Annotated in this window: 32 protein-coding genes; 17 read left to right on the top strand and 15 right to left on the bottom strand. The window is 51.8% G+C overall.

Features of this window, described 5'->3' with window-relative positions; translation table 11 throughout:
- Nucleotides 1-22 precede the first annotated feature (22 nt).
- The 8 genes from LRS40_RS21705 to LRS40_RS21675 are packed head-to-tail and all read left to right on the top strand — an operon-like array spanning nt 23 to nt 6,924.
- Nucleotides 23-577, top strand: coding sequence for a hypothetical protein (locus LRS40_RS21705; protein WP_231312650.1), 555 nt, complete (start codon nt 23-25; stop codon nt 575-577).
- Nucleotides 577-1,212 carry a DUF2163 domain-containing protein gene (locus tag LRS40_RS21700; protein WP_231312649.1) on the top strand — a complete coding sequence of 212 codons (636 nt, stop codon included), beginning with the start codon at nt 577-579 and terminating at the stop codon, nt 1,210-1,212. Before LRS40_RS21705 ends, LRS40_RS21700 begins: the two co-directional genes overlap by 1 nt.
- Nucleotides 1,209-1,637 carry a hypothetical protein gene (locus LRS40_RS21695; protein ID WP_231312648.1) on the top strand — a complete coding sequence of 143 codons (429 nt, stop codon included), beginning with the start codon at nt 1,209-1,211 and terminating at the stop codon, nt 1,635-1,637. Before LRS40_RS21700 ends, LRS40_RS21695 begins: the two co-directional genes overlap by 4 nt.
- A complete protein-coding gene (locus tag LRS40_RS21690) occupies nt 1,637-5,536 on the top strand; it encodes a fibronectin type III domain-containing protein (RefSeq protein ID WP_231312647.1) in 3,900 nt (1,299 codons plus the stop codon). The genes LRS40_RS21695 and LRS40_RS21690 overlap by 1 nt, the downstream gene beginning before the upstream one ends.
- 10 nt (nt 5,537-5,546) lie before the next feature.
- Nucleotides 5,547-6,131, top strand: a complete 585-nt coding sequence (locus LRS40_RS21685) for a hypothetical protein (RefSeq protein ID WP_231312646.1) — start codon at nt 5,547-5,549, stop codon at nt 6,129-6,131.
- Entirely contained in the window at nt 6,131-6,454 is a 324-nt protein-coding gene (locus tag LRS40_RS21680) for a hypothetical protein (protein ID WP_231312645.1), read from the top strand. The genes LRS40_RS21685 and LRS40_RS21680 overlap by 1 nt, the downstream gene beginning before the upstream one ends.
- A 42-nt stretch (nt 6,455-6,496) precedes the next feature.
- A complete protein-coding gene (locus LRS40_RS24705) occupies nt 6,497-6,628 on the top strand; it encodes a hypothetical protein (protein ID WP_255474656.1) in 132 nt (43 codons plus the stop codon).
- Nucleotides 6,625-6,924 (top strand): hypothetical protein, encoded by a 300-nt coding sequence (locus LRS40_RS21675; protein WP_231312644.1) that lies wholly within the window; start codon nt 6,625-6,627, stop codon nt 6,922-6,924. Before LRS40_RS24705 ends, LRS40_RS21675 begins: the two co-directional genes overlap by 4 nt.
- Before the next feature lie 18 nt (nt 6,925-6,942).
- On the opposite strand, the gene LRS40_RS21670 is transcribed toward LRS40_RS21675, so the two are convergent.
- Nucleotides 6,943-7,404 carry a glycoside hydrolase family protein gene (locus LRS40_RS21670; protein ID WP_231312643.1) on the bottom strand — a complete coding sequence of 154 codons (462 nt, stop codon included), beginning with the start codon at nt 7,402-7,404 and terminating at the stop codon, nt 6,943-6,945.
- 54 nt (nt 7,405-7,458) lie between these two features.
- Between LRS40_RS21670 and LRS40_RS21665 the strand changes: the two genes are divergently transcribed.
- Both LRS40_RS21665 and LRS40_RS21660 read left to right on the top strand, forming a co-directional pair.
- Nucleotides 7,459-7,905 carry a hypothetical protein gene (locus tag LRS40_RS21665; RefSeq protein ID WP_231312642.1) on the top strand — a complete coding sequence of 149 codons (447 nt, stop codon included), beginning with the start codon at nt 7,459-7,461 and terminating at the stop codon, nt 7,903-7,905.
- Nucleotides 7,902-8,159 (top strand): hypothetical protein, encoded by a 258-nt coding sequence (locus tag LRS40_RS21660; RefSeq protein WP_231312641.1) that lies wholly within the window; start codon nt 7,902-7,904, stop codon nt 8,157-8,159. Before LRS40_RS21665 ends, LRS40_RS21660 begins: the two co-directional genes overlap by 4 nt.
- A 222-nt stretch (nt 8,160-8,381) precedes the next feature.
- Here LRS40_RS21660 and mdtG read toward each other — a convergent pair whose 3' ends face one another.
- Together mdtG and LRS40_RS21650 are read right to left on the bottom strand one after the other, a co-directional pair.
- Nucleotides 8,382-9,632: a multidrug efflux MFS transporter MdtG gene (mdtG, locus tag LRS40_RS21655; protein ID WP_231312640.1), complete on the bottom strand. Its 1,251-nt coding sequence runs from the start codon at nt 9,630-9,632 to the stop codon at nt 8,382-8,384.
- 148 nt (nt 9,633-9,780) lie between these two features.
- A complete protein-coding gene (locus LRS40_RS21650) occupies nt 9,781-10,707 on the bottom strand; it encodes a Kdo(2)-lipid IV(A) acyltransferase (protein ID WP_142489045.1) in 927 nt (308 codons plus the stop codon).
- A gap of 221 nt (nt 10,708-10,928) precedes the next feature.
- On the opposite strand from LRS40_RS21650, the gene LRS40_RS21645 reads away from it, so the two are divergent.
- A complete protein-coding gene (locus LRS40_RS21645) occupies nt 10,929-11,978 on the top strand; it encodes a rhodanese-related sulfurtransferase (RefSeq protein ID WP_231312639.1) in 1,050 nt (349 codons plus the stop codon).
- Nucleotides 11,979-12,023: 45 nt separating this feature from the next.
- Here the strand turns inward: LRS40_RS21645 and LRS40_RS21640 are convergent, their stop codons facing one another.
- The 9 genes from LRS40_RS21640 to mdtH all read right to left on the bottom strand — a co-directional run bounded on the left by LRS40_RS21640 (nt 12,024) and on the right by mdtH (nt 18,711).
- Nucleotides 12,024-12,599 carry a YceI family protein gene (locus tag LRS40_RS21640; protein ID WP_231312638.1) on the bottom strand — a complete coding sequence of 192 codons (576 nt, stop codon included), beginning with the start codon at nt 12,597-12,599 and terminating at the stop codon, nt 12,024-12,026.
- 1 nt (nt 12,600) lies between these two features.
- Nucleotides 12,601-13,167 carry a cytochrome b gene (locus tag LRS40_RS21635; RefSeq protein ID WP_156263444.1) on the bottom strand — a complete coding sequence of 189 codons (567 nt, stop codon included), beginning with the start codon at nt 13,165-13,167 and terminating at the stop codon, nt 12,601-12,603.
- 261 nt (nt 13,168-13,428) lie between these two features.
- Nucleotides 13,429-13,542 (bottom strand): YceO family protein, encoded by a 114-nt coding sequence (locus LRS40_RS21630; protein WP_142489049.1) that lies wholly within the window; start codon nt 13,540-13,542, stop codon nt 13,429-13,431.
- 56 nt (nt 13,543-13,598) lie between these two features.
- Nucleotides 13,599-14,717 (bottom strand): N-methyl-L-tryptophan oxidase, encoded by a 1,119-nt coding sequence (gene solA / locus LRS40_RS21625; RefSeq protein ID WP_231312637.1) that lies wholly within the window; start codon nt 14,715-14,717, stop codon nt 13,599-13,601.
- Between the two features lie 117 nt (nt 14,718-14,834).
- Nucleotides 14,835-15,089 (bottom strand): biofilm formation regulator BssS, encoded by a 255-nt coding sequence (gene bssS, locus LRS40_RS21620; protein ID WP_142489051.1) that lies wholly within the window; start codon nt 15,087-15,089, stop codon nt 14,835-14,837.
- Nucleotides 15,090-15,358: 269 nt separating this feature from the next.
- A complete protein-coding gene (gene dinI / locus LRS40_RS21615; protein ID WP_156263446.1) occupies nt 15,359-15,604 on the bottom strand; it encodes a DNA damage-inducible protein I in 246 nt (81 codons plus the stop codon).
- A gap of 74 nt (nt 15,605-15,678) precedes the next feature.
- On the bottom strand, nt 15,679-16,725 hold the full coding sequence (pyrC, locus tag LRS40_RS21610; protein ID WP_231312636.1) for a dihydroorotase: 1,047 nt from the start codon (nt 16,723-16,725) through the stop codon (nt 15,679-15,681).
- 111 nt (nt 16,726-16,836) lie between these two features.
- Complete coding sequence (locus tag LRS40_RS21605; RefSeq protein WP_156263448.1) at nt 16,837-17,397, bottom strand: lipoprotein; 561 nt, start codon at nt 17,395-17,397, stop codon at nt 16,837-16,839.
- A gap of 105 nt (nt 17,398-17,502) precedes the next feature.
- Entirely contained in the window at nt 17,503-18,711 is a 1,209-nt protein-coding gene (gene mdtH, locus LRS40_RS21600; RefSeq protein ID WP_231312635.1) for a multidrug efflux MFS transporter MdtH, read from the bottom strand.
- Between the two features lie 234 nt (nt 18,712-18,945).
- On the opposite strand from mdtH, the gene rimJ reads away from it, so the two are divergent.
- The 4 genes from rimJ (at nt 18,946) to murJ (ending at nt 22,804) form a co-directional block, all read left to right on the top strand.
- Nucleotides 18,946-19,530, top strand: coding sequence for a ribosomal protein S5-alanine N-acetyltransferase (gene rimJ, locus LRS40_RS21595; protein WP_142489056.1), 585 nt, complete (start codon nt 18,946-18,948; stop codon nt 19,528-19,530).
- Between the two features lie 9 nt (nt 19,531-19,539).
- Complete coding sequence (locus LRS40_RS21590; protein WP_231312634.1) at nt 19,540-20,190, top strand: YceH family protein; 651 nt, start codon at nt 19,540-19,542, stop codon at nt 20,188-20,190.
- Nucleotides 20,191-20,192: 2 nt separating this feature from the next.
- On the top strand, nt 20,193-21,116 hold the full coding sequence (locus LRS40_RS21585) for a Gfo/Idh/MocA family protein (protein ID WP_231312633.1): 924 nt from the start codon (nt 20,193-20,195) through the stop codon (nt 21,114-21,116).
- Nucleotides 21,117-21,268: 152 nt separating this feature from the next.
- Nucleotides 21,269-22,804, top strand: coding sequence for a murein biosynthesis integral membrane protein MurJ (murJ, locus tag LRS40_RS21580; protein WP_142489059.1), 1,536 nt, complete (start codon nt 21,269-21,271; stop codon nt 22,802-22,804).
- Between the two features lie 57 nt (nt 22,805-22,861).
- Here the strand turns inward: murJ and flgN are convergent, their stop codons facing one another.
- The 3 genes from flgN to flgA all read right to left on the bottom strand — a co-directional run bounded on the left by flgN (nt 22,862) and on the right by flgA (nt 24,329).
- Entirely contained in the window at nt 22,862-23,284 is a 423-nt protein-coding gene (gene flgN / locus LRS40_RS21575; RefSeq protein ID WP_142489060.1) for a flagella biosynthesis chaperone FlgN, read from the bottom strand.
- Nucleotides 23,285-23,291: 7 nt separating this feature from the next.
- Nucleotides 23,292-23,579 carry a flagellar biosynthesis anti-sigma factor FlgM gene (gene flgM / locus LRS40_RS21570; RefSeq protein WP_231312632.1) on the bottom strand — a complete coding sequence of 96 codons (288 nt, stop codon included), beginning with the start codon at nt 23,577-23,579 and terminating at the stop codon, nt 23,292-23,294.
- Between the two features lie 93 nt (nt 23,580-23,672).
- Entirely contained in the window at nt 23,673-24,329 is a 657-nt protein-coding gene (gene flgA / locus LRS40_RS21565; protein WP_231312631.1) for a flagellar basal body P-ring formation chaperone FlgA, read from the bottom strand.
- A 161-nt stretch (nt 24,330-24,490) separates the two neighbouring features.
- On the opposite strand from flgA, the gene flgB reads away from it, so the two are divergent.
- Both flgB and flgC read left to right on the top strand, forming a co-directional pair.
- A complete protein-coding gene (flgB, locus tag LRS40_RS21560) occupies nt 24,491-24,907 on the top strand; it encodes a flagellar basal body rod protein FlgB (protein ID WP_142489063.1) in 417 nt (138 codons plus the stop codon).
- Between the two features lie 2 nt (nt 24,908-24,909).
- Complete coding sequence (gene flgC / locus LRS40_RS21555) at nt 24,910-25,314, top strand: flagellar basal body rod protein FlgC (protein WP_142489064.1); 405 nt, start codon at nt 24,910-24,912, stop codon at nt 25,312-25,314.
- Nucleotides 25,315-25,321 lie beyond the last annotated feature (7 nt).

Here is a 25,321-nt window from a genome sequence, read left to right as displayed (position 1 = left end):
ACTATAAATCAGGAGATTTCAAATGGCTTTATTTTCGAACGACATTAAAATTAGTGACTTCCAAATGCAGAGTATTGAACCAGCATACTCTAATAAAAGTTGGACAGGCTCACAGATACGCCGCAGTACGGGTATTCAGTACTATCAATTAACATTCAATATCCAGTTCAATCAGGCAGACCGACAGGAAGTACTGAATTTTATTGCTCAATATTCGCAGGGCAAACCTTTCAGTACAGATTTAGGTTATTACAGTCAATATACAGGCAAGCATTTTGCAACAGTATACAGTACTGCAACTATTAATAAAGGCGGGTCTGTTATCCCTTGCACAGCAAATATGCTTGAAGTTGGAACGTTAGTAACCTTCCAGAACAGTACTAAAATTCATCGCATTATCGCCAATACAGGCACTTCAATTACCGTTTTCCCGGCGTTACGTCAGAACGTACAGGCGGGTGAAGTAATCCGCTTTCAGGGTATCACCGGAACATTCATTATCGATATTGACTGTGATTTAAATCTGCAATCCAAAAACATTATGACTCTGCAAGTCAAAGCGACGGAGGCGTTATAATGAATCAGGCAGTATTTACGAATTCAGCACTATTGAAGTACTGGAATGCTACCAGGGGCGGTAATAAAACACAGTTATCAGTATCAGAAGTTATGCAATTAGGCGTGACCGTTAAATGTATTGATATCTACCCCGTTCAGGGGTCGGGTGTTCAGGCACTTCATCTAAATGATGGTTATATCGATCTGAATATCAGCGGTAATTTGTACACCTCATTCCCGGACTTCATTAATGACAGTTTCGGCTCATTCAGTGAACAGAAAGATATCAGTAATGATTCAATGTCATTCAAAGTTAGCAATGTATCACAGTCGTTCCAGGTGCTGGCATTATCAGGAGGTCTGAAAAATGCACAGGTAAATATGTGGCTGACTATTTTGAATCCAGCAGACGCTACAGTACTGGATAACTCTCTAATGTTCAGTGGCTATATAGATTATTTCGAATCGATTTCGAATAACGATGATTTAAAAAATGAATTAACCGTATACGTCAATAGCATATGGAAGAAGCTGGACGTACAGCAGCGTACCTTAGCCGCTAACTCAGTACACCAAAGTACACATAAGAATGACGCGTACTTTTCATTACTAGGAAAAATTAACTCTCAGCAAACATGGAAGTATAAGAAATGAGAAACCAAATAATTAAGATTCACAACATTGCTCAGGAATGTATCAGTACTGAATTCCTGTTAGGCAAAAATGATTGCAATATTCTGGTACTGAAAGTTATCGATCAGGTATGCGGTACTGCATATACCGATTTAGCAATGGGGAAATATAAAACCATCAAAGCAGGTCAGAAACTGTTCACTAAACACGAACTGGGTTCACTGGAACAGATCTGTAAGAAGCATGGCGTACAGGTCGATCAGCCAGTGTTCGGTGACATCATGGTTAACGGTATTCACGGTTCTGTAGTACTGGATGGTAAGTATATTGCCCTTAATGCTGACAGTACTGGATTCAACCTGGCAGTACTGCCCTGGCTACATGACTGGACGTTTTACCGGATCACTCCTGATGCAGGCACGGCAGGCACGGAAGGGGGTGAATAATGGGCGGTAAAATCTCAGGAATGAGTATTGTCGGTGCACTGATCACGGCTGTAGCTGTAGCGGCAGCGGTCTATACGGGCGGTGCAAGTCTTTCAGCAGCGGCGGCATGGGGAGCCGCTGCTGGTTCTGCGAGTTTGATCGCAACCTCGATGTTGTCACAGATGCCGGGTATTACACCTCATACAGACAGTGCAACGACTCTCAGCCGTTCTACTAGCCCACAAACGGGTATACCTATCCTGTACGGTGAAAAGGTTAAATGCGGTTCAATCGTTAACTGGTACAACGTCCAGAACAGCAGCAGCCAGTACCTGTTTACGAGTCATGCCCTGGCAATGGGAGAGATCAACAAGGTCAGCCAAATCTGGCTTGATGACGAGCCGATTTTAACAACTCCTGTCACTGTTGAAGGGGTCGTACCGAATACCAGTATCGATGCGAAATACCGTGATATTTTGCAGTTAGAGGTATATTTCGGGAAGCCTAATTACACGGGGGGTAAAGTATTAGCTGGTACGTATGCGGGTACTCAATGGAATAACAGTACGTTCAAAGGTAACGGGATTGTACAGATTTATACCGTTATCAAGAAAACTCAAAAATCATTAGAAGATAATCTACTGGTCAACGATAGTTACGTATTAACAGCTGAATGTTCTGGTAAGAAAATTTACGATTTAGTGTCTGGAACTACTATTGTCAGTAATAACCCAGTAAACCAGTTATACGATTATGTGACCAATACAGAGTATGGTCTCGGTGTCAGTCCTGGTAATATTGATTTGCCATCATTCCAGACAGCAGCACAGTACTGTACCCGTTATCAGATGTTCAGTAATGGTGCTATTGATTATCAGTCCACTTATAAATCAAACATTGAAAAGATGTTGATGACATTTGGGGGCATCACAAGCATTCATTGCGGTAAGCTATATTTAACTGTAGATATTCCGGCACTGTCAGTACAGACATTTGACGAATCAACAATTTTCGGTGAATTTGTCAGTACTACGAGTGGTATCAGTGACTATTTCAATACCATCGATGCAACATGGAAGAACACCACTAACAATTATAGTGATGATATCTTGCGTATACCGTCAGATATTCCTGCCAGTGATGTATTAACCAGTGATGGCCTTGTTATTGCTAAGAGTCTCGATTATTCATGGGTATATGACAAAGACCAGGTTGAACACCTGATTAACATCGAATTGCTGAAGGGCAAATACAGCCATAATACAATCAGCTTCAATACTGACTCAGGCTGGGATCTAAAGGTCTGGGATGTAATTACGGTAACTCTCCCGGAACATGGCTACGAAAATAAGCTGTTCAGGGTTGCGGGTAAATCGATTAGCACGAATACCGACAGTATCGGCATGGTTAATTTGCAATGCGTAGAGTATCACCAGGGCATTTATGAAGGCGTAGACGTTCCGATGTACGGCTGGGAAGGTACATTACCGAAGCCAGTAGCAGTACTGCCACCGTCAAACCTATCTGTTGTTAAGAAGGGTGCAACGAATCAGGGGCAGACTGTAGTACTTTCATGGGCGGCTAGTGTCGATCAGTACTTAAGGGGTTACTACGTCTATTACCGTCAGACGGGTACGCAAACCTGGACGTATGGTGGCAGCACGAACCAGTACGTACAGAGTTACGAGCTATACGGCCTCACAGCAGGCGTTCAGTATGATTTTGCAGTAGCAGCATTCAACAACCTCGGCATTGTGTCAGACAAGGTGACACAGAACGGTGTTGTACCTGATTTCGCGTTTACCCTGCCTGCTATTACTGGCCTGAATCTGATCAACCGTGGCAGTACTGCCAATACTACAGATGCTCTGGACTTCATAATCGGTTGGGATGATCAGTCATATCTGAACGTGAACGGCAAAAAGTTCAGCGAGTATTTCAACAAATACGAAATCATTGTGTATGACACTGGCATGGTTAAGAAGCGGTCGTACTTCATTCAGGCTAACCAATTCACGTACACCTATGCGATGAACAAATTAGACACTCTCAGCCGTACCCGTACTTTCGGTGTTGTGGCATGGGGTCATAACAGCAGTATCTACAGTGCAGAAGCCCGTATCACGGTGACTAACCCACAATGCCCGGCATTGACCGGGTTTACGGCTAACGCTGGTTATGAGTCTATTTTCGTGACGTACAATAACCCGGAAGCAGGTGTCAGTGATTTCGCAGGTGTACAGGTACAGGTTGCCACGAACAGTACGTTCACACAGAATCTGAAAACGTTCGGTACTAACAGTCCGTTCATGCACAGTTTCCCTGTTGATGATGGGAAGTACTATGTACGTGCAGGTGCTTATGACGAGTTCGGACAGGACGCAATTATTTTCACGGCAGGGGTATATGTTGATCTGCAATCAAAAGTTAACTGGTCAGCACAGGATGAACAGTCACTGAACGATTTTCTACATCTGGACGACAAGATTAGTACTGCTATTGACGACGCAGTGTCACAGGCCAACGTGAACACCACTACTAAGATAGGTGCATCAGAAACCAAAACGACAAAGTTGATTAATGACGGTGATAAGGTTAACGCAACGGCAATTACCAATTTGCAGGCAACTACAGCAGCGGATTTATCAGCACAGGTCACTACGTTGAATAAGGCAATCACTGATGGAGATAAGGCAAACGCGACCAGTATTACCCAGCTAACCAGTAAAACAGCTACAGATATCAGTGCAGCAGTCACAACACTGAATCAGACTATTACGACTAAAGATACGGCTCAGACACAGGCACTGAATGCACAGGTTAGTAGTATCAACAGTAATATTACGTCCCAGGTTGCAACACTGAACAGTACTATCACCAGTAAAGACACGGCTCAAAGTACTGCACTATCTCAGGCAAAATCTGAACTGAACGGTAATATTTCAAGTGTCAGTACTGCCATGACTACCAATATCGATGCATTAAAAAATACCGTTAATAGCCATTACGAATTGAAAGTAAATGCTAACGGTACTATTGCAGGTATGGGTATCTATGCTGATGCAAATACAAAAGCAAGTGCTGTATATTTTGTAGCAGATGATTTTAAAATTATCACGGCTAAAACATCTGGTGCAGTATCTAACCCGGTAATTCCGTTTGCCGTACAGAACAATACCGTTTACATCAATTCAGCAATGATTGCTAACGCAAGTATAGGTCAGGCTCACCTCGGATCAGCGAGTGTGGGGTCACTTCAGGTGCAGGACGGTAGTATTAATAACGCTAAGATTGGTAATCAGATTAGTTCAAACAACTGGAATGATGCATGGCCTGCTAATGGCGGACAAGGCTGGTGCATAAGAAAAGATGGTACGAGCTACTTCAATAACGGATATTTCCGGGGTAGTGTTTTTGCGGAGAACGGTTATTTCAAAGGTGACGTTTACGCGGAGAGCGGCTATTTCAAGGGTACTGTATATGCGTCAGGCGGTTCATTCACTAATGGCTATTTCAGTAACTGTACGATTGATAACCTGAAAGCGAACAGTATTCAGGGCGATATTATGCGTGTATTCCTGTTAGGCAGTGGCGGTATCACTATCCCAGCAGAACCACAATTTGCCCGTATTCTGTCAATCCCATGCGTTCCGGTCACTGTAAAAGGCGGTTATGACGGAAATTACAACCCACCTAGAGAGTCTACTAATATTCGTGGTGTAAACATATATGCAAATGGTGCTGGCCTTGTATTCACTAGTGCTTCTGCTACAGGTCTGTCATCCGATATTGCAGTGGGGTCGGGTACGATGACAATTCCAGCAGGCGTAGCGGTAACACTAACAATTGAACAGCGTTCTAACAATAATGTGGGTGCTTACAACGGTGCAAATATAACTGTAATCGTGGGTAGAGCATAAGGAGAACAAAATGATATCAGGCGATTTTAGGCGGGGGCCAACTCCCGCCGACGCAGTACGAGTACTGAATAGTCAGGGCAAAGTGTTTATAACAGATTTTCAGTCAGAATTAACAAAACGATGCCGTGCATTATCGAAACAGATTCAGGATGACATCAACAACAGTGTTGAGGGTGGTTCTGTTGCTTTTACCAAACGGGCGATATTCTTCAATTTCATTCAGCACGGTAATGGTACGAGAACGAACCAGATCATAGTACGAGGTTCACAGGCTGCTTATCTGCGTTCAGTACTGACAGATGATCCGGCAACGTTTAACAAAATTATTCCAACTGCTAACGCTCGTATGACTGCACAGGGCAACATTGCAGGACTGCATACCCAGATGGGTAAAAAGTACAAGGTAGTGGAACAGAACGGTAAAAAGTATTTGATTGATACCAGTCTGAAAAAGAAAAAACGGAGTAAACGTATTATCGGTAAATATGAGAAGAAAAAACGCAATATGATTTATGACTTCTTTGATGAAACTGAACAAAAAGCGAGATTAGTGATAAATAATATGAAAGGAATATTTATATTCAGGAGAAACTAATGCAAGAGCATTTCAGCGTAGAAGTTACAGAGAACATCAAATTAGCGTGTAAGGACGTTCTGATGTGCAATAAGCCATTCAATCAGGCATTCATCAATACAAAGTACTTTAACGATTACGGACTTGATGTAATGGGTAATGATTGTATGAACATTGCATTCATGCAGGTTAACGATCCAGTACTGAACCGTGGTGATATTGTTGACTGGCAATATTACGATGATGTGTACCAGGTGCAGGTAATTGACGTATACAAATTGTTCGTTAAGGGTCTGGACATTCAGTACTACCTGGTACAGTTAAAACAGCCGTTTTTACAATAAAAATAATAAATACTCTCAGTACAATTGAGAGAGGATAATAATATGGATAAAGAAAAAATAATCAAGTTTGGCATTTATGCAGCAGCAGTAGTAGGACTTGCTGCACTGCATACTGTTGGCTTGCCATTATGGACAATCGTTACGCTGAGTCTGTTTCTCGGGATTTGCGTATGATGATTACAGGTACATTAATTGCGGGTGTAAGTGCGACCGTGGCAGTACTGGGTTTTGCATTCACACGATACCGTGAGTTCAAACAGGATACAGAGGCTCTGGAACGTCGCATTGCAGACTTGCAATCTGAACAGAAACTACTGAAACAACGTTTAGACAAAATTGAAAATGAGCAGGTTGTTTTAGAGTCTGAATTGAAAAACGTTCAGATGAAAATCAACGAAATTGATGTGAAACTGTCACGCGTATTGACCATTTTAGAATTGCAGCATGAAAAACAACAAAGGCCAGCATAATAGCTGGCCTTTGTTGTTTTAGTTTGTTACCCAGTACAGTAACTGGTCAATACGATTTGGTGTTTGTTGATAAAGTTTGCTGTTTTTCAGTTCTGCAATTGCAGTAGCGTAATTGTGGTTTTTCAGTGCGGCAAGGTGCTTAACGAACTTAGAGTAACCAGCTTTACCCAACTGGAATACGAGAATAGAGACTAATGCATTCCAGCGTTCCGGTAAATCCAGATTGAATGAATCAGCATCACGCTTTGCTTTCTGGTAATCGACCAGGAGTAATTGATCGGCTTGCTGTTCTGTAATTCCGTTCACGAATTTAATACGTTCACTTTGTTTAACCAGATGACCGTACCCGATAGTTTCAAAGCCTTCTGAGTCTTTATAAATATGAAACATTCCATTTCTGAAGTACTTCATTTTGGTCTGGTATTGTTTAGTACCTTCAAGTTTTTTCAGTAACTCGATTGCGTCTGTTTCGATGCTCATTTTGATGTTTCCTCATAAATAGTTGTATGACTTATTTATCAAGGAAGGTAAAAAATGGCGTCAAATGCAGAACAAGAAATGAAATGGGCAATGTGGTATCAGGATGAATACTTCATTCCAGAAGAAACAGCGTGTTTCGTATATATAATCCAGTTTCCGAATAGTGGTGAATTCTATATTGGTCAGAAACGAGTATGGAAATCGGTAAAAAGTGTCTCAGAGATTAAGAGTACTTCTAAACAGTCGAACTGGAACGATTACACCAGTTCAAGTAGGTCAGTGAATGAAATGATCGAAGCGGGTGAACCGTATAAAAAGAGCATCTTGGCGTGTTATCCAACATATGCCGAAGCACTTCACTGTGAGTCTGCACTGATCTGTATGTTGTGTTCTCAGTGGGGCAGTTTGAATAAAGCGTTGATGGCGAAATTCAAGTTCACAGCAGGAATGGATAAAGAGCACATGCAGAAAATTCGTGAACTCCTGGAGGACTTAACATGATTGAGTTCGTGAAGGGATGGCTACTAAAGCTACTGGGGCAGGGTAAGACTACAAAGCCTGGCAAGGTAAAGACTAAGGGTAGTGTTAAGGCTGATAGTTCATGGAAGCACTACATTGCTTACGTGTTCGTTTTTCTCATCGTATACAACTATGTCATTGCACCTCTTGTACTGGCAGTGTTCGGCGTATGGCTGCCACCTGTAGTACTGGACGATGTGATCAAGATGCTGGTGCTGATTTTGAGTGGTACATGACGGGGCGGTAGTGATACATGTGTTGGTGGACGGTTAAAGTACTAGCAATCAGCTCAAGAAAAAACGCAAATAAAACAATATGTATTTTGTTTTACTCTGCCTCTAGAGTGGCAAACATAGTCATCGGCGTCTCCCTGTGATTTGACATGGTGTTCAGGGAAAGAATAGCTGATTCTCCATAATTGCAAGTATGAAAGCCGTAAAAGCATTCACGAAGTTGTCTTAATCTGGCGCAGATACCCTATCCGGCTCGTGGAAAGACCGCGGCTGGCGAACGGCCCGCGACAGACTTACCCAGGAGTAAAAGACGTTAAACATCACCACGCAGGCGGTCACAATAAACACCGCGCGAAAACCGTAGCTGGCCGCGATACCGGCCCCGAGAAGCGGGCCGGTGACGTTGCCGATATCACGGAACGACTGGTTATAGCTGAAGATACGGCCGGCAATCTGATTGGTGGAGTTATAGACCAGCAGGGTCTGGACCGCAGGCAGCAGGGCACCATCGGCCGCCCCGAGCAAAAAGCGCAGTACGCCCAGCTGCCACGGCGATTGCACGAAGGACATCGGGATAAGCAGCAGGACGGAGATCGCCAGGGCGACAATCAGGATCCTTTCCGGGCCGATGCGATCCCCCAGTTTACCCAGCCGCGGGGCGCTGATCAGCGCGGCCACGCCCGGCACCGAGGCGATTAAGCCGCTGATAAAGGCGATATTGCTGACGTGGCCGGCGAGGTCGCGTACATACAGGGTCAGGATCGGCGCGATGGACCCGGTCGCTACCTGAATGATCATGGTGGTGACAAACAGGCTGATTACCAGTCGGGGGTTTTTCAGCGAGGCGAACACCTGGCGGGCATGCAGCATCTCTTTTTTGGGCACCGGAGTAAAATTTTCCCGAATGCAGAAAAAGGTCAGCAGGAAGCAGGCAAACAGGACGCCCGCGGTGATGAAAAAGACCGGGCGCAGACCGTAGCTGTCCGCCAGAAGCCCGCCGGCCAACGGGCCGAGCAGAGCGCCGCTCACCGCACCGGTGGAGAGGGTGCCTAACGCCCAGCCGCTTTTATGGCGAGGAATTTGCGTGGCGATAAGCGCGTTGGCATTGGGCACAAACCCGCCCAGCAGTCCCAGCACGGCGCGTAAGATCAGAAATTGCCAGATGTTTTGCGCCATCCCCATCAGCAGCATGATAATCGCCATCCCCAGCGCCGAGCGCAGCAGCATAATCTTACGCCCCTTGCGATCGGCCAGCCCACCCCAGAACGGAGACGCGATGGCGGAGAAGAGGAAGGTGATGCTGAAGACCAGCCCCGACCACATGTTGAGGGCGCTGTGGCCGCTGACGCCCAGCTGTTCGACATACAGCGGCAGGAAAGGCATGACCAGGCTAAAGGCGGCCCCGGTGAGAAAGCAGCCCAGCCAGGCCACCATGAGGTTCCGCTTCCAGTTAATTGGCGTTTCTGAGGGAGACATAGCTATCCGCATTATGATGCGCAGCGGCATCATCATTTAAAGAAGTAATAAGCCTGCTAATTATGCGCCTGGGTGATGGTTGCTGCAATGCGGGAAAGCATGATAAGTCAAAAGGGTGGTGCGGCCGGAGAGGCCGCAGGGCAGAACGTTAATAGCGGGAAGGTACGCCTTCAGGGCGGGTTTTGAAGCGGCGATGCAGCCACATATACTGTTCCGGTGCCAGCAGGATGCACTTCTCAACCACCTCATTCATCCACGCGGCGGTGGTTTTCGCATCGTCCAGCGGTGGGGAACACTCTGGTTCCAGCATCATCAGCTCATAGCCCTTACCGTTGGATTTGCGGCGCGGTACGAAGGGCACAATTGCCGCCTGCGACAGACGGGCCAGCGTCCAGGTACCTGTGGTAGTGGCCGCTTCATCGACGGCAAAGAACGGAACGAAGACGCTGGCGCCAGGGCCGTAGTCATGGTCCGGCGCATACCAGATCACCTCGCCGGATTTCAGCGCCCGGATCATCCCCTTGAGATCTTTACGGTCGATCATGCTCTTGTTGGAGCGCATCCGGCCCCAGGTTTGCAGCCAGTCGATCACCGGATTGTCGTTCGGGCGATAGACGCCGATGCCGGGGGCCTGCATGCCGAACATCCGCGCGCCGATCTCCAGCGTGAGAAAATGAACGCCAATCAGCAGTACGCCGGTTTTCTGCGCCTGGAGCTGATGCACGGGCTCCATGCCGGTGCCGGTCACTTCGGTCCAGCGCGCCATGCGTTTATCGGACCAGAACCATGCCATCCCGGTCTCCATCAGCCCCATGCCGACGGATTCAAAGTTTTTGACCACCATGTCGTGACGCTCTTGCTCGCTCATCTCAGGAAAACAGAGTTCCAGATTGCGTCGGGCGATCCAGGCGCGGCGGGACATAAAGCGCATCGCCAGGCGACCCAGGCCGCAGCCGAGACGGTAGATCAGCGGGTAGGGCAGCTGCACCAGTAACCATAATAAACCGATGCCAGCCCAGGTCAGCCAGTAACGAGGATGTAATAGCGCAGTGGAAAATTTAGGTAATTGAGTCATGTCGTTCCTGTTTTTAATACGTCCTGTCGGCAGATTGTCGCATTATTCGTTTCATATCCAAAACGGATGACAACGGAATGTTCATAAAAACGTCAAATGTTATTGCCCGGGCATTAAGAGGTATGAAATGTAGCGCAAAATGAAGGGATGTAAATTCTCATTGTTTGCTATATGATGCCGCCCGATTTTCATTCTCACTACGATTGCAGGAACCGTACACCATGCCAGTGTTACACAACCTCATTTCGAACGAAGAGCTGAAAGCGCGCATGTTAGCTGAAACCGAGCCGCGCACGACGATCTCGTTCTATAAATATTTCACCGTCGTTAACCCACAGGCCACGCGTGACGCACTGTATAAGGCGTTAACTGCCCTGAACGTCTTTGGCCGCATCTATCTGGCGCACGAAGGTATCAATGCGCAAATCAGCGTGCCTGAAAGCAACGTCGAGGCCCTGCGTGATTTCCTGTACGCCTTTGACCCGGCGCTGGACGGCCTGCGCCTGAACGTTGCCCTCGACGATGACGGCAAATCTTTCTGGGTGCTGCGCCTGAAAGTGCGCGAACGCATTGTGGCCGACGGCATTGACGACCCGACGTTTGACGCCAGCGATGTGGGTGAGTACCTGAAAGCGGCCGACGTTAACGCCATGCTCGACGATCCCGACGCCGTGTTTATCGATATGCGTAACCACTACGAATATGAAGTGGGCCATTTTGAAAACGCGCTTGAAATCCCGGCAGACACCTTCCGCGAGCAGTTGCCTAAAGCGGTTGAGATGATGCAGGAGCATAAGGACAAGAAAATTGTCATGTACTGCACCGGGGGGATCCGCTGCGAAAAAGCCAGCGCATACATGAAGCATCAGGGCTTCAATAAAGTCTGGCATATCGAGGGCGGGATCATTGAGTATGCCCGTCGCGCGCGTGAACAGGGGCTGCCGGTGCGTTTTATCGGCAAGAACTTCGTCTTTGACGAGCGGATGGGGGAGCGTATCTCTGACGATGTGATCGCCCACTGCCATCAGTGCGGCACCGCCTGCGACACCCATACCAACTGCAAAAACGACGGCTGTCACCTGCTGTTTATTCAGTGCCCTGCCTGCGCCGAGAAGTTCAACGGCTGCTGCAGCGAGCTGTGTAGCGAGGAGAGTATGTTGCCGGAAGAGGAGCAGCGCCGCCGCCGTGCGGGCCGCGAGAACGGCAATAAGATCTTTAATAAATCGCGTGGGCGTCTGAACACCCGCCTGGGTATTCCTGACCCGGAGTAACCCTGTAACCTTGCCCGGTCGCGCCATGCTGACCGGGCGAGGGCATTACTTCTGCTGTACCCCTTCCACCGAAATAATCAGCTCCACGTCCTGCGACGCCGGACCCAGATCGGTGGTGATGTTAAAGTCTTTCAGGTGGATTTTGCCTGTCGCTTCAAACCCGGCACGTTTGCCGCCCCACGGGTCATCACCCTGACCAATCAGTTTTGCATCCAGCTTAACCGGCTTGGTTACGCCGTTCAGCGTCAGATCGCCAGTGATATCCAGACCCTCGCCATCCTTCTTCACCTCGGTCGAGGTAAAGGTCGCCTGCGGGTATTTCGCCACGTTGAGGAAATCTGCGCTGCGCAGGTGCTTATCGCGCTCGGCGTGGTTGGTATCCAGGCTGTTGGTATTCAGGGTCACGTTGACCTTATCGGCCGCCGGATTACCCTCATCAAAGGTGAAGGAGCCGTCGAAATCCTTGAAGGTGCCATACAGCCAGCTGTAGCCCAGATGCTGGATGCGGAAATTCACAAAGGCGTGCTGACCTTGTTTATCAATTTTGTAGTCGGCTGCCACCGCGGCGCCGGTGGTGAACAGCAGAGAACCTAAGGTTAATCCCAGCAGGCTTTTTTTCATTTTATGCTCCAGAGTCAGGTGACGCTTTGCCCAACATTCGTGTCAGGGTGGCGTCTTTGTCGATAAAGTGGTGTTTGATGGCCGCAAGACCATGCAGTGCAGATAACGAGACCACGCCCCAGGCCAGCCACAGGTGGACGGTCCCAGCCAGATCGGCCTGCGCCCCGGCATCCGCCAGCAGGGCAGGGACGTCAAACAGGCCAAAGACGCTGATCGGCTTGCCGTCGGCGGTGGAAATTAAATAGCCGCTGATGAGAATGGCGAACAGCACCGCATACAGGGCAAAATGCGCGGCTGCGGCGCTCAGACGCGTGACGCGCGACTGGCTTTTCAGCGCCGGCGGCACCGGGGAAAAACGGCGCCACAGCAGACGCACCACCAGCGCCAGCATCAGCATAAAACCGATGCTTTTGTGCAGCTCTGGTGCCTGGTGATACCAACCATCGTAATAGCTGAGGGTCACCATCCATAATCCAAGGCCAAACATGCCATACACCGCAATAGCCATTAGCCAGTGTAAACTCATGGAAATAACGCCATAGCGTGTGGGGGAATTACGCACCTGCATTGTGAATACCGTCATTAATAAGTAAGCGCTCAAAATGGCGTGGAGGAAACATTAATGCAAATGATATTTACAGATATTCATTATTAATTTTAGTTGTTCAATTATTTTGAATCAAAATAAGTAATGATGGTCAATATAGCTGTTAATACTTTGTGATACAGGCTGATTTAAGGCGGGTTATGACGATTTTATAATGTTCAAATAATTTATTGTGAAATTATAGTTATCTTAAGAATCGTCAGTTTTTGTCAATATGTCTCATCAGAAAAATACAATGTACAGAATATCGAGGATCGCCAGTAACGACCACAGCACAATATAGAGCATCAGATGCTCGCGAATATTATTGACCACATAATTAACAATACGACGCATGAGGATACCGGTAATGGAGATGATGAAAGGCTTCGGCAACCCGAAGCCTGACAGCATTATCGGCTAAAGCGCGACAGGGAGAAAGGCGTGAGATCAAACGGCGGGGCGATCTGCTGTGAGAATTGCGCGGCAATCTCACCCAGCACGCTGGCAAATTTGAACCCGTGGCCGCTCAGGCCGGCGATCAGCAGCGTATTATCATGGCCCGGCAGGGTATCGATGATGAAGTCTTCGTCCGGCGTGTTGTCATAGGTGCAGGCTGCCCCGTATAACAGGCCGCCGATACCCGGCAACACGTTGCGCAGGAACTTGAATGCTTCGGAGCCGTCGCCAGGCCAGGCACCGAACGGTTTGCGCTCTTCCGGGGAGTTGATAACCTGCCCGCCGTTGTGTTTGCCGATCTTCAGCGCATCTTTCTCTGACGGGAAGCCGTAGAACTGATCTCCGTCAGGCAGCTCGCCGGTAAAGGCCGGGAAGCGATTCTGATGACTGTAACGCCCGTCGGACTGGAACCAGGAGAAGACCTTGCGCACCGGCTGGATCGGCAGGCCGGGCACCAGACGCGATACCCAGGTACCGGCGCTTACCAGCAGGCGATCCGCACGATACGGACCCTCCGGGGTTTCGACGGTGACGCCGTCGTCCTGATGGGAAATGGCGGTGACCGGGCAGTTAAACAGCTGCGCGCAGCCCGCCTCTTTCGCCAGCGCAATCCAGGTTTTGATCGCCAGCTCGCTGCGCAGGACCCCGGACTCGGCCTCAAACAGACCGATATAACCCTCAGGAACCTGGATTTCAGGCCAGCGCTTCATCACCGCCGCCGCGTCCAGCCGCTCAAGATTAAGATTGAACTGGCGGGCGCTCTGCTCAACGGTTGCCAGGAACGAGGAATCGGACGGTCCCAGATTGACCACCCCCGTGCGTTCGAAGACCGGTTCGCCGCTGATGTCGGCCAGCTCATCCCACAGCGCCTGCGCGCGTAAAACCAGCGGCACATAGCGTTCACCTTCCCCGTAAGCGTGACGCATCAGGCGGGTGTCGCCGTGATGGCTTCCTTCGGTGTGGGGCGGCATATGGGCATCGATCATCAGGACGTTTTGACCGGCGCGTGTTGCGTAATAACCTGCCGCTGCACCGACAGATCCGCTGCCAATAATAATTAAATCGTATTTCATCAGATTCTCTTTACGCGTTTCGTTGCTTAGCAGGGTAATTAAGACGTGACGGTTATACAAGGCCGAAATAAATGAGGCACCGTAAGGTGCCTTTTTGGGTGAGGTTTAGACATGACATTAATGTCGCCGGTACTCATTTGCCTGGTAGTCACTGGATTCTATTTTTGCAATACCGGCTTCTAAAATAGAAATAAACTGACGTGCGACGTCTGTTGTTAACCATAGCGTTTGCCCAACTTCCGCTTCTTCGGTGTCAGGGTGATTTGGGGTCTGGTAATGCAAACGCAGCATCAGTGCGTCGTAGCTATCTACAGTGCTGATATCCCAGCCAACAAGCGGATGTGTCTGGATGACTTCATTATTCTTTTCCATCATAACCCCCTGAATACGTGTTAAAAGACAACGACTGTGAGGTTCAATGCGTGTTTTTCTGAAGCAATTTCAGTATATCAATAAATAAGGCTTCTGAAGGGAAAAAGAAACAGGCAGCACAACAAATTTGTGCGTTTTAGGATTGTTTGAACATTAAAACATCATCTTGCTGATGATTTTTGAGGAAGTCAGTCAGATTATTCGTACTAACGTTGAACAGACGAAAAAAAGCCGGGGCGACCCGGCAAAAAAAACAAAGAGGGATAAAATTAATCGGTAATAAACCAGTCGTCAGCGCTCTCCCAGGTTTCCTGTAAAATTTCGCTGATGCGCGCTTTATCTTCTTTAGCGCCACCGATGACCGACAGATTGTTTGACCCGGCATAACGCACGGTGACAGCACCTTCGCGTTCGGGGAAGGAGTCATTTATACGGCGGGATAATTCACCCGCCAGCGCATCCAGCGCGCCGGCAGGCAAAGCAGTTGTTCTGGCAATGGTCACTTCGATACGCATAGTTGCCCCCTGTGTAATATACTGGTTATTTATACAGTTATATTATTGAACTTACAACAGGGGGCCAACAATTTTTAGCGTTTTACCGTCCAGTGCACGGTTTCACCCGCGAGGAACGGGATCAGGGTGTCATCCGTCAGCGCAATAGAATCCACCACGCTGCTCTCTTCGCGTACCAGTTCAACGAAGGTTTCATTGACCGGCAGGCCGTAGAAGCGAGGGCCGTTCAGGGAGCAGAAGGCCTCAAAGTGCTGCAGGGCGTTCATCTCGTCAAACACCTGGGCATAGCTGGCCAGCGCCGTAGGGGCGTTAAAGCAGCCTGCACAGCCGCAGCTGGCCTCTTTGCGATGACGGGCGTGCGGGGCGGAGTCGGTGCCGAGGAAGGCGCGCTCAAAGCCGCTGGCGACCAGTTCACGCAGCGCCTGCTGGTGGATATTGCGTTTGAGGATGGGCAGGCAGTAGAGGTGAGGGCGCACGCCGCCCACCAGCATGTGGTTGCGGTTGAACATCAGGTGCTGAGGGGTGATGGTGGCAGCCAGAAGCTCGTTGCCATCGCGCACGTACTCGGCTGCATCTTTGGTGGTGATGTGCTCAAACACCACTTTCAGACCCGGCAGGCGCTGACGCAGCGGCTCCATCACGGTGTCGATGAAGCGCGCTTCACGGTCGAAGATATCGATCTCGGCATGGGTCACTTCGCCATGCACCAGCAGCGGCATCCCCAGTTTCTCCATACGCTCCAGCACCGGCATAATGGCATCAATGCTGGTCACGCCGTGGCTGGAGTTAGTGGTGGCGTTGGCCGGGTAGAGTTTGGCGGCAGTAAAGACCCCTTCGTTAAAGCCGCGTTCAATCTCATTAGGATCGAGCGTGTCGGTCAGATAACAGGTCATCAGCGGGGTAAAATCGTGACCGGCAGGCACGGCGTCAAGAATGCGCTGGCGATAGGCAATCGCCGCATCGACCGTGGTGACGGGCGGCACCAGGTTTGGCATAACAATCGCGCGGCCATAGATTTCACTGGTATAAGGCACGACGGTATTCAGCATATCGCCATCGCGAAGATGGATATGCCAGTCGTCTGGGCGGCGAATTTTCAAAACCTGGGATGGTGCAGTCATGGATAGGCTCCGGCTGAGTGAGATGATTTTTGCCGGACACAAAGGATAGGGGGAAACGTTTTCGTTTGCACTCTTTTCCGCAAAAAAAAGGGCGCCGGAGCGCCCTGGAGGTTAATCGACGAAGGGGATAACAATCTCACCCGGCTTCACTTCGATGCCTTTAGCGTATTTTTTCGCCAGCGCTTCACCCTTGCTGTTATCTTCGCTCAGGATGTAGGCCGGCTGATGATTAAAGTAATTCTGCAGTGACTGGTTCAGGTAGGGCATCAGGGTTTGCAGAACCGGCTTCATCTTGTCCGGCGACACCACGGCGTCGGTGATCTCCATCTGCTGCAGATAGATGGCGCCCTGATCTTTATTGAAGACCGGCAGCGCTTTTAATTTCAGTTTGATATTGGCTTTCTGGCTACCGAACAGCGAGTTCATGTCCAGGCTGGCATCCCCGGAGAGCATCACTTTATTCGGCTCCTCGCGGCCAATCTGGCTGGCAAGGTTGCTCAGGACAATATGCGCATCCGCCACGCCCGGAACGCCAATATCTTTCGCAAAGTTATTGCGCTTTTGCAGTGCCTGGTTGATCTCCTGTTCACTGACGGTGTACTGGGTGAGCTGATTACAACCAACCAGCAGGCCGCTGACGATCAACGCAGTGGCAATAACGATCTTCTTCATGGTTTTCCTCGACATAATGTCAGCGCTTCAATCCTGACGCGCCAGTATGTCAGGGGAGAGTGAGTCAGACCAGCAGAAAAAACTGATATCCGTCTGCGGTATCGATCAGGCGCCAGGCTCCAGCATGCCGGGCACGCGGCGTTTATGGCTGAACTGCCAGCCCAGCGCAAAGAAGGTGATCACGCCGATTAAGGCCAGCATCACCCACGGCAGCTCAGGCTGGTGGAAGGCTTTTCCGGCATCGAACAACCAGCCGCCCCCGGCATACCCCAGCGCACCGCCAATCGCCAGCCCGAGTCGGCTGAAACCCATATAGCTGCCCCGCGCACGCGGGTCGGCCAGCTCGGCGCTCAGGGTTTCGCGGGCCGGTTCGGCAATAATCGAGCCGATATAGAAAGTGCAGATCAGCATAAACAGCTGCTGCAGAGAACTCACCATCCCGATGGGCAGCATGCTCAGGGACATCAGCAGCAGGCCCGCCATCAGGCGGTGCTCGAGGCGGAATCGTTTCTCGCTCCAGCGGGCAATGGGGTAGAGCAGGGTCAGGGAGAGACAGGCCTCAATGGCGTACATCCATTTGACCGCCGCCGGGGAGCCCGCCACATCGTTAACCATGATCGGCAGCATCAGCATCACCTGCACTCCCAGCATGTAATAGCCCGCCAGGGTCAGCACATAGGTGATAAAGCGTTTATCGCGCCAGACCCGATCCAGCCCCTCACGCACCGGCGCTTTGACGGTGGAGAGTTTCCAGGCGGGCAGCAGCCAGGCGTTGAAGGCCGCGCAGAGGATAAACAGCACCGCGCCCGTGGCGCAGACCAGACGAAAATCATACTGTAGCAGCCAGCTGCCCAGCAGCGCGCCCACCACCGCCCCGGCGCTGTCCTGCATCATTAGCAGGGAGAAAAAACGTCCGCGATGCTGAGGGCGGATCAGTTTGACCACTAAGGCCGTGCGCGGTGGGTCGAACAGCGTGCCGCCAAGACCGGAGATAAAGCAGGAGACCCACAGCAGCCAGGGTTCATGGGCGATCGCCATGGTGGCAAACCCCGCCGCCCGCAGCAGCATACCGGTGACGATCATCGGTTTAGCGCCGAAGCGGTCGGCAATTGCGCCGCCAAACACCCCCAGCCCCTGCTGAACGAACTGGCGCAGCCCCAGGGCAATGCCGACCATTAGCGCCGCCCAGCCTATCTGATCGACAAAGCGAATCGAAATAAGCGGGAAAACGACAAAAAAGCCGAGCACAACCAGCATGTTATCGACGAGCAGGAAGTACTTACCCAGACTCCGGGCCTGTGAGATACGGGACATTTCCCCTCCAGGGGAATAAAGATGATAAGCGCGCTAATATTCTGCGGTTTCGCCGGAGTTTTTCCCACAGCGCAGGCGACAATATTTTTTTATCAAAAGGGTACTTTGATTGAGGCTTTTCATCGAAAAATGTGAAAAGTCTTCAAAATGGTATGTCACTGTTTTCCCAGACGGCAACGGCGCAGGTATAGTAAAGCTAACGGGTCAAGGTTGTAACAGGAAGGAGTTGTATCCATGTTTGGCTATCGCAGTAATGTGCCGAAAGTGCGCCTCACGACTGACCGGCTGGTGGTTCGTCTGGTTCATGAGCGTGATGCCTGGCGTCTGGCGGACTACTACGCCGAGAATCGTCAGTTTTTAAAACCCTGGGAACCCGTGCGGGATGAAAGCCACTGTTATCCTTCCGGCTGGCAGGCCCGGCTGAGCATGATTGCCGAGTTCCACAAGCAGGGTTCGGCGTTCTATTTTGCCCTGCTCGATCCTGATGAGAAAGAGATCGTTGGGATCGCCAACTTTTCTAACGTGGTGCGGGGATCGTTTCACGCCTGCTATCTGGGCTACTCCATCGGACAAAAATGGCAGGGGCAGGGGCTGATGTTTGAGGCCTTAACCTCGGCAATCCGCTATATGCAGCGTACCCAGCATATGCACCGCATTATGGCCAACTACATGCCGCACAATCAGCGCAGCGGGGATCTGCTGGCGCGCCTCGGGTTCGAAAAAGAGGGCTACGCCAAAGACTATCTGCTGATTGATGGCGAATGGCGCGATCATGTCCTGACGGCGCTGACAACCAAAGAGTGGAGCGCGGGGCGCTAAGGAACAGAGATGAAATACCAATTAACCGCCACAGAAGCGCGCGTCATTGGCTGTCTGCTGGAAAAACAGGTCACCACGCCGGAACAGTATCCGCTCTCGGTGAATGCAGTGACCCTGGCCTGTAATCAGAAAACCAACCGTGAACCGGTGATGAACCTCGCCGATCATGAGGTGCAGGATCTGCTTGATGCGCTGGTTAAACGCCACTATCTGCGCACCGTCAGCGGCTTTGGCAATCGCGTTACCAAATATGAGCAGCGTTTTTGCAACTCCGAGTTTGGTGCCCTGAAGCTGAACTCTGCCGAAGTGGCGCTGATCGCCACTCTGCTGCTGCGTGGGGCGCAGACGCCCGGCGAGCTGCGTACCCGAGCCGCGCGCATGCACGAGTTCGCCGATATGCAGGAGGTAGAGCAGGCGCTTGAGGGGCTTGCTGCCCGGGAAGATGGACCCTTTGTCCTGCGTCTGGCGCGCGAGCCGGGCAAGCGCGAAAGCCGCTATATGCACCTCTTCAGCGGCGAGGTTGATACCTCTGTTGCGACGTCAGAGGCCGCAGCGCCGGTTGCGGATGAAACCTTGCTGGCCCGCGTTGAGGCGCTGGAGAATGAAGTCGAAGAATTGAAACAGCGACTCGATTCGCTGCTGGCACATCTGGGGGATTAACGGTGGCAAAATTACGTGTAGGCGTTGTAGGGCTGGGCGGTATCGCGCAGAAAGCATGGTTGCCGGTGCTGAGCGCCGCGACAGACTGGACGTTACAGGGCGCCTGGTCGCCGTCGCGGGATAAGGCGCTAAGGATCTGCGAGTCCGTACGCATGCCTTATTATTCATCGTTACAGGATCTGGCCCGGGAGTGTGATGTGGTCTTTGTCCACACCTCCACCGTCACCCACTATCAGGTGGTCAGCGAGCTGCTGCATGCCGGTGTTCATGTTTGCGTCGATAAACCGCTGGCTGACAACCTGGCCGACGCCGAGCGCCTGATTGAGCTCGCGGCGCGGAAGAAGCTCACCCTGATGGTCGGCTTTAACCGCCGCTTCGCGCCGCTCTACCAGCAGCTGAAAACGCAGCTGAACGATGCGGCCTCGCTGCGGATGGATAAACACCGCGCCGACAGCATCGGGCCCAACGATCTGCGCTTTACCCTGCTGGATGATTATCTGCACGTGGTGGACACTGCCCTGTGGCTGGCGGGCGATAATGTCCAACTGACCGGCGGCACGCTGCAAACCAACGAGCAGGGGGCGATGGTCTATGCCGAGCACCATTTCAGTGCGGGCAATCTACAGATCACCACCTCCATGCACCGCCGGGCGGGCAGCCAGCGCGAGTGGATCCAGGCGGTAACAGACGGCGCGCTGCTGGACATCACCGACATGCGCGAGTGGCGTGAAGAGCGCGGCGCAGGTGTCGTTACGCCGGCCATCCCGGGCTGGCAGAGTACTCTTGAACAGCGCGGCTTTGCGGGCTGCGCGCGTCACTTCATCGAATGCGTGCAAAATCAGACGGTTCCTGAAACCGCGGGTGAACAGGCGATCCGCGCCCAGCGTATCGTGGAGAAGCTCTGGCGCGATGCCATGAGCGAATAACCCGCTGTAACATCTGCCCATAGCAATTCGTTTTTTTACGAGTAGACTAGGCGCTTTTATTGTCTTGTAGGCCGGGTAAGCGCAGCGCCACCCGGCGAGAATCACGCCTGCTTTGCAGGCGTTTTGCCGTCTGGTAGTGGAAATTCACGTTAATGAACCTATTAAAATCGCTGGCTGCCGTCAGCTCAATGACCATGTTTTCGCGCGTGCTGGGCTTTGCGCGCGACGCCATTGTGGCAAGGGTCTTTGGCGCAGGGATGGCGACTGACGCCTTTTTTGTTGCTTTTAAACTGCCTAACCTGCTGCGCCGTATCTTTGCCGAAGGCGCGTTCTCCCAGGCTTTTGTCCCCATTCTGGCGGAATACAAAAGCAAGCAGGGGGAAGACGCGACGAAAGTGTTTGTCTCCTACGTCTCGGGATTGCTGACCCTCGCCCTGGCGATCGTCACGGTAATCGGGATGCTGGCGGCGCCCTGGGTGATCATGGTCACCGCCCCCGGCTTTGCCGATACCGCCGACAAATTTGCCCTGACCTCGCAGCTGTTGCGCATCACCTTCCCCTATATTCTGCTGATCTCGCTGGCGTCGCTGGCGGGGGCGATCCTTAACACCTGGAACCGCTTCTCGGTCCCGGCGTTTGCGCCGACGTTCCTCAACGTCAGCATGATCGGCTTTGCGCTGTTCGCCGCACCGCACTTCCATCCGCCGGTGCTGGCGCTGGCCTGGGCGGTGACGGTGGGCGGCGTGCTGCAGCTGGCGTATCAACTGCCGCACCTGAAAAAGATCGGCATGCTGGTGCTGCCGCGCATTAACCTGCGCGATGCCGGGGCGATGCGGGTGGTGAAGCAGATGGGCCCGGCCATTCTTGGCGTCTCGGTGAGCCAGATTTCGCTGATCATCAACACCATCTTCGCCTCTTTCCTGGTCTCCGGTTCCGTCTCCTGGATGTACTACGCCGACCGCCTGATGGAGTTCCCGTCCGGGGTACTCGGGGTGGCGCTGGGCACTATTTTGCTGCCGTCGCTCTCACGCAGCTTCGCCAGCGGCAACCAGGATGAGTACTGTCGTCTGATGGACTGGGGGTTACGCCTCTGCTTCCTGCTGGCGCTGCCGAGCGCGGTGGCGCTGGGGATCCTCGCGAAACCGCTGGTGGTGTCCTTGTTCCAGTACGGTAAATTTAGCGCCTTCGATGCCCTGATGACCCAGCGGGCGCTGGTGGCCTATTCCGTCGGGCTGATGGGGTTGATTGTGGTGAAAGTGCTGGCCCCGGGCTTCTACTCGCGCCAGGACATCAAGACGCCGGTGAAGATTGCCATCGTGACCCTGATCATGACCCAGGTGATGAACCTGGCGTTTATTGGCCCACTGAAGCACGCCGGCCTGTCGCTCTCCATCGGTCTGGCAGCCTGTCTGAATGCCGGGCTGCTCTACTGGCAGCTGAGAAAGCAGCAGATTTTTACCCCGCAGCCGGGCTGGGCGAGCTTCCTGTTACGTCTGGTGATTGCGGTGCTGGTGATGGCCGCAGCGCTGGTGGGCATGCTGTACGTGATGCCTGACTGGTCGCTGGGCACCATGCCTTATCGTCTGCTGCGCCTGATGGCGGTGGTGGTGGTGGGCGTCGTGGCCTACTTCGCGACTCTCGCGGTGCTGGGCTTTAAGGTGAAAGAGTTCGCCCGCCGCACGGCGTAAAGGCAAAAAAGGGGAGCGCCTGTCGGTGCTCCCCTTTTTCTGTCTGTCTCACAACAATTAAATCGAAAACTTCTTCCCGCCGCTGCGTGAGCTGGAAGTCTGGCCATCGGCACCGTACAGTGCCGGCTCCTGATGCGGCTTCAGCACGTCCAGCGCCTGCTGGTTGCGGGTGATTTGCCCCTCGAGTAACCAGCCGTTATGCTGATTGAGATCGCGCAGACGCTGTGTTTTTTCAGTAATAGTTTGCCAGCGATCGGCGACATCATCATTGGCACTCTGGCGCGCGGACTGTTCGGTACGGCGCTGCTGCTCCAGATAATCCAGAGTTGCCAGCAGGGAGCTTTTATCTTCTGTAATGCGCTGCAGCGCGCTGCCGTTCACATTCCCGGCAGAGAGCTGTTGTTGCTCGGCGTCCATCACCGTTTTCAGGTCGTTTAGGACGACCGTCATTTGATCCATAATTTCCGTCAGACGACTCATACGGCGATTACTCTAAGAAACTTTGCGCTTCCTGAATCAGCGCGTCAGCGATTTTACTGGTGTCCATTTTCAGCTCACCGTTACGGATCGCGGTTTTCAGCGCTTCAACACGTTCCATGTTGATATCGTTGCTGCCCGGCTGCATCAGTTTTGCCTGGGCATCGCTCAGCGTAACGCTGGTGCTGTTAGCCGCGGCCGATTTTTGCGGGCGCGTTTTTGCCGTAGCAGTCTCATTCAGTTCGCGAGGTTGTACAGTGCTAACCGGCTTCAGGGGCGATGTACGATCAATGCTCATTGTGTTGTCCTCATCGAGGGTTGGCGGCGTTAGCGCCTGACATTATCACTTGTTAATGATTTATCGGCAGTCGCCGCATAATCTTTAAAAAGATTATAGGTTAATCAGAATATTCCCATCAGAATCGACGGTGCCGCTCACGACCTGACCTGAGGTCATCCTGACGCGGGCGTTTTGCGCCACGGCCGCATTGTTCAGCGCCTGTCCTTCGCTGTTAACGCTAAAGCCCTCGCCGCTGGCGATCACCATTACCCGCTGTCCGGCTTTAATGAGCCAGGCCTGGCGCAGCATCGACAGTTGCAGAGGCTGCCCGGGCACCAGATCGCGCAAGCTAATGGCATTCTGCGCCTGGTTAATATCCAGCATCGTGCGCGGAGGCAGCTGATCCAGTCTGCCGCGCTTCAGCGCAACGCTACCCGGCTGCAAGGCCGCACCACGTGGGATGTTCCGGGACGCGACAACATAATCGCCCGTCGCCTGAACTGCAACCTGTATAAACCGTTTTTCATTGTCACATCGTGCCGTGACGCTGACGTTGCCCCACTGCCTGGTGTTTCCAGGGACGCTGAATTCGGGTATTTCACAGGAGGGCAGCATGGTGGCAGGCGTGCGGATCTGCACCGAAACCTCATCGCTAAACCCTGCCAGGCGCTGGGCAAAAAACGCCGTCAGCTGGGCATCAAGATCCTGCGCCAGAGTGGAGGCGCTCCAGAGGAGCAGGATTGCGGTCAAACCACGTTTAAGTGCCATATCGCCCGTTACCGTCGGATTACAGAATGAGCAGGATTCTACCTGTAGCGGGTGGGCATCAACGCAATAAATAGCGACGCATTTTGCGCTTATTCCGTCGATGACGGAGACGGGTTGAGATTTAAGCTATCCACTGAAATTTTGCCATCAGCGGAGGAGACATGCTCGATAAACTCGACGCCGCGCTACGTTTTCAGCAGGAAGCGCTCAACTTACGCGCCCAGCGTCAGGAGATTCTGGCCGCCAATATCGCTAACGCCGATACCCCCGGGTTTCAGGCGCGCGATATCGATTTTTCCAGTGAATTAAAGAAAGTGATGGAGCGTGGTCGGGCCGAAAATAGCGGTGTCGCCCTTGCGCTGACCTCTGCACGCCATATTCCGGCAGAGACCGTGACGACACCGAATACCGATTTACTTTATCGCATCCCCGATCAGCCATCCCTCGACGGCAACACCGTCGATATGGACCGGGAGCGTACGCAGTTCGCCGATAACAGCCTCAAGTACCAGATGGGACTGACCGTTCTCGGCGGGCAGATTAAAGGCATGATGAACGTTCTGCAGGGAGGCAACTAGTAATGGCCTTACTCAATATCTTTGATATCGCGGGTTCCGCGCTGACCGCGCAGTCCCAACGTCTGAACGTCGCCGCCAGTAACATGGCGAACGCTGACAGCGTGGCGGGCCCGGACGGTCAACCTTACCGCGCCAAACAGGTGGTGTTCCAGGTGGATGCAGCACCGGGTGCGCAAACCGGCGGGGTCAAAGTGGCCAGCGTGATTGAAAGCCAGGCACCGGACAAACTGGTGTACGAGCCGGGCAACCCGCTGGCCGACGCCAGTGGCTACGTCAAAATGCCAAACGTGGATGTGGTCGGTGAGATGGTGAACACCATGTCGGCGTCCCGCAGCTACCAGGCCAACGTAGAAGTCCTGAACACCGTGAAGGCCATGATGCTTAAAACGCTCACTCTGGGCCAGTAAAGGAGAG

This window comes from Leclercia sp. G3L (assembly GCF_021117075.1).
In the GTDB taxonomy this organism is placed as follows: Bacteria; Pseudomonadota; Gammaproteobacteria; order Enterobacterales; family Enterobacteriaceae; genus Enterobacter; species Enterobacter adecarboxylatus_C.
Note: the sequence above shows the minus strand (reverse complement) of the source record. Positions and strands in the feature narration are given on the sequence as shown.

Coding starts and splice junctions, on each gene's coding strand:
- LRS40_RS21705 (WP_231312650.1), top strand. CDS start 23: ATGGCTTTATTTTCGAACGACATTAAAATTAGTGACTTCCAAATGCAG.
- LRS40_RS21700 (WP_231312649.1), top strand. CDS start 577: ATGAATCAGGCAGTATTTACGAATTCAGCACTATTGAAGTACTGGAAT.
- LRS40_RS21695 (WP_231312648.1), top strand. CDS start 1,209: ATGAGAAACCAAATAATTAAGATTCACAACATTGCTCAGGAATGTATC.
- LRS40_RS21690 (WP_231312647.1), top strand. CDS start 1,637: ATGGGCGGTAAAATCTCAGGAATGAGTATTGTCGGTGCACTGATCACG.
- LRS40_RS21685 (WP_231312646.1), top strand. CDS start 5,547: ATGATATCAGGCGATTTTAGGCGGGGGCCAACTCCCGCCGACGCAGTA.
- LRS40_RS21680 (WP_231312645.1), top strand. CDS start 6,131: ATGCAAGAGCATTTCAGCGTAGAAGTTACAGAGAACATCAAATTAGCG.
- LRS40_RS24705 (WP_255474656.1), top strand. CDS start 6,497: ATGGATAAAGAAAAAATAATCAAGTTTGGCATTTATGCAGCAGCAGTA.
- LRS40_RS21675 (WP_231312644.1), top strand. CDS start 6,625: ATGATGATTACAGGTACATTAATTGCGGGTGTAAGTGCGACCGTGGCA.
- LRS40_RS21670 (WP_231312643.1), bottom strand. CDS start 7,404: ATGAGCATCGAAACAGACGCAATCGAGTTACTGAAAAAACTTGAAGGT.
- LRS40_RS21665 (WP_231312642.1), top strand. CDS start 7,459: ATGGCGTCAAATGCAGAACAAGAAATGAAATGGGCAATGTGGTATCAG.
- LRS40_RS21660 (WP_231312641.1), top strand. CDS start 7,902: ATGATTGAGTTCGTGAAGGGATGGCTACTAAAGCTACTGGGGCAGGGT.
- mdtG (WP_231312640.1), bottom strand. CDS start 9,632: ATGTCTCCCTCAGAAACGCCAATTAACTGGAAGCGGAACCTCATGGTG.
- LRS40_RS21650 (WP_142489045.1), bottom strand. CDS start 10,707: ATGACTCAATTACCTAAATTTTCCACTGCGCTATTACATCCTCGTTAC.
- LRS40_RS21645 (WP_231312639.1), top strand. CDS start 10,929: ATGCCAGTGTTACACAACCTCATTTCGAACGAAGAGCTGAAAGCGCGC.
- LRS40_RS21640 (WP_231312638.1), bottom strand. CDS start 12,599: ATGAAAAAAAGCCTGCTGGGATTAACCTTAGGTTCTCTGCTGTTCACC.
- LRS40_RS21635 (WP_156263444.1), bottom strand. CDS start 13,167: ATGCAGGTGCGTAATTCCCCCACACGCTATGGCGTTATTTCCATGAGT.
- LRS40_RS21630 (WP_142489049.1), bottom strand. CDS start 13,542: ATGCGTCGTATTGTTAATTATGTGGTCAATAATATTCGCGAGCATCTG.
- solA (WP_231312637.1), bottom strand. CDS start 14,717: ATGAAATACGATTTAATTATTATTGGCAGCGGATCTGTCGGTGCAGCG.
- bssS (WP_142489051.1), bottom strand. CDS start 15,089: ATGGAAAAGAATAATGAAGTCATCCAGACACATCCGCTTGTTGGCTGG.
- dinI (WP_156263446.1), bottom strand. CDS start 15,604: ATGCGTATCGAAGTGACCATTGCCAGAACAACTGCTTTGCCTGCCGGC.
- pyrC (WP_231312636.1), bottom strand. CDS start 16,725: ATGACTGCACCATCCCAGGTTTTGAAAATTCGCCGCCCAGACGACTGG.
- LRS40_RS21605 (WP_156263448.1), bottom strand. CDS start 17,397: ATGAAGAAGATCGTTATTGCCACTGCGTTGATCGTCAGCGGCCTGCTG.
- mdtH (WP_231312635.1), bottom strand. CDS start 18,711: ATGTCCCGTATCTCACAGGCCCGGAGTCTGGGTAAGTACTTCCTGCTC.
- rimJ (WP_142489056.1), top strand. CDS start 18,946: ATGTTTGGCTATCGCAGTAATGTGCCGAAAGTGCGCCTCACGACTGAC.
- LRS40_RS21590 (WP_231312634.1), top strand. CDS start 19,540: ATGAAATACCAATTAACCGCCACAGAAGCGCGCGTCATTGGCTGTCTG.
- murJ (WP_142489059.1), top strand. CDS start 21,269: ATGAACCTATTAAAATCGCTGGCTGCCGTCAGCTCAATGACCATGTTT.
- flgN (WP_142489060.1), bottom strand. CDS start 23,284: ATGAGTCGTCTGACGGAAATTATGGATCAAATGACGGTCGTCCTAAAC.
- flgM (WP_231312632.1), bottom strand. CDS start 23,579: ATGAGCATTGATCGTACATCGCCCCTGAAGCCGGTTAGCACTGTACAA.
- flgA (WP_231312631.1), bottom strand. CDS start 24,329: ATGGCACTTAAACGTGGTTTGACCGCAATCCTGCTCCTCTGGAGCGCC.
- flgB (WP_142489063.1), top strand. CDS start 24,491: ATGCTCGATAAACTCGACGCCGCGCTACGTTTTCAGCAGGAAGCGCTC.
- flgC (WP_142489064.1), top strand. CDS start 24,910: ATGGCCTTACTCAATATCTTTGATATCGCGGGTTCCGCGCTGACCGCG.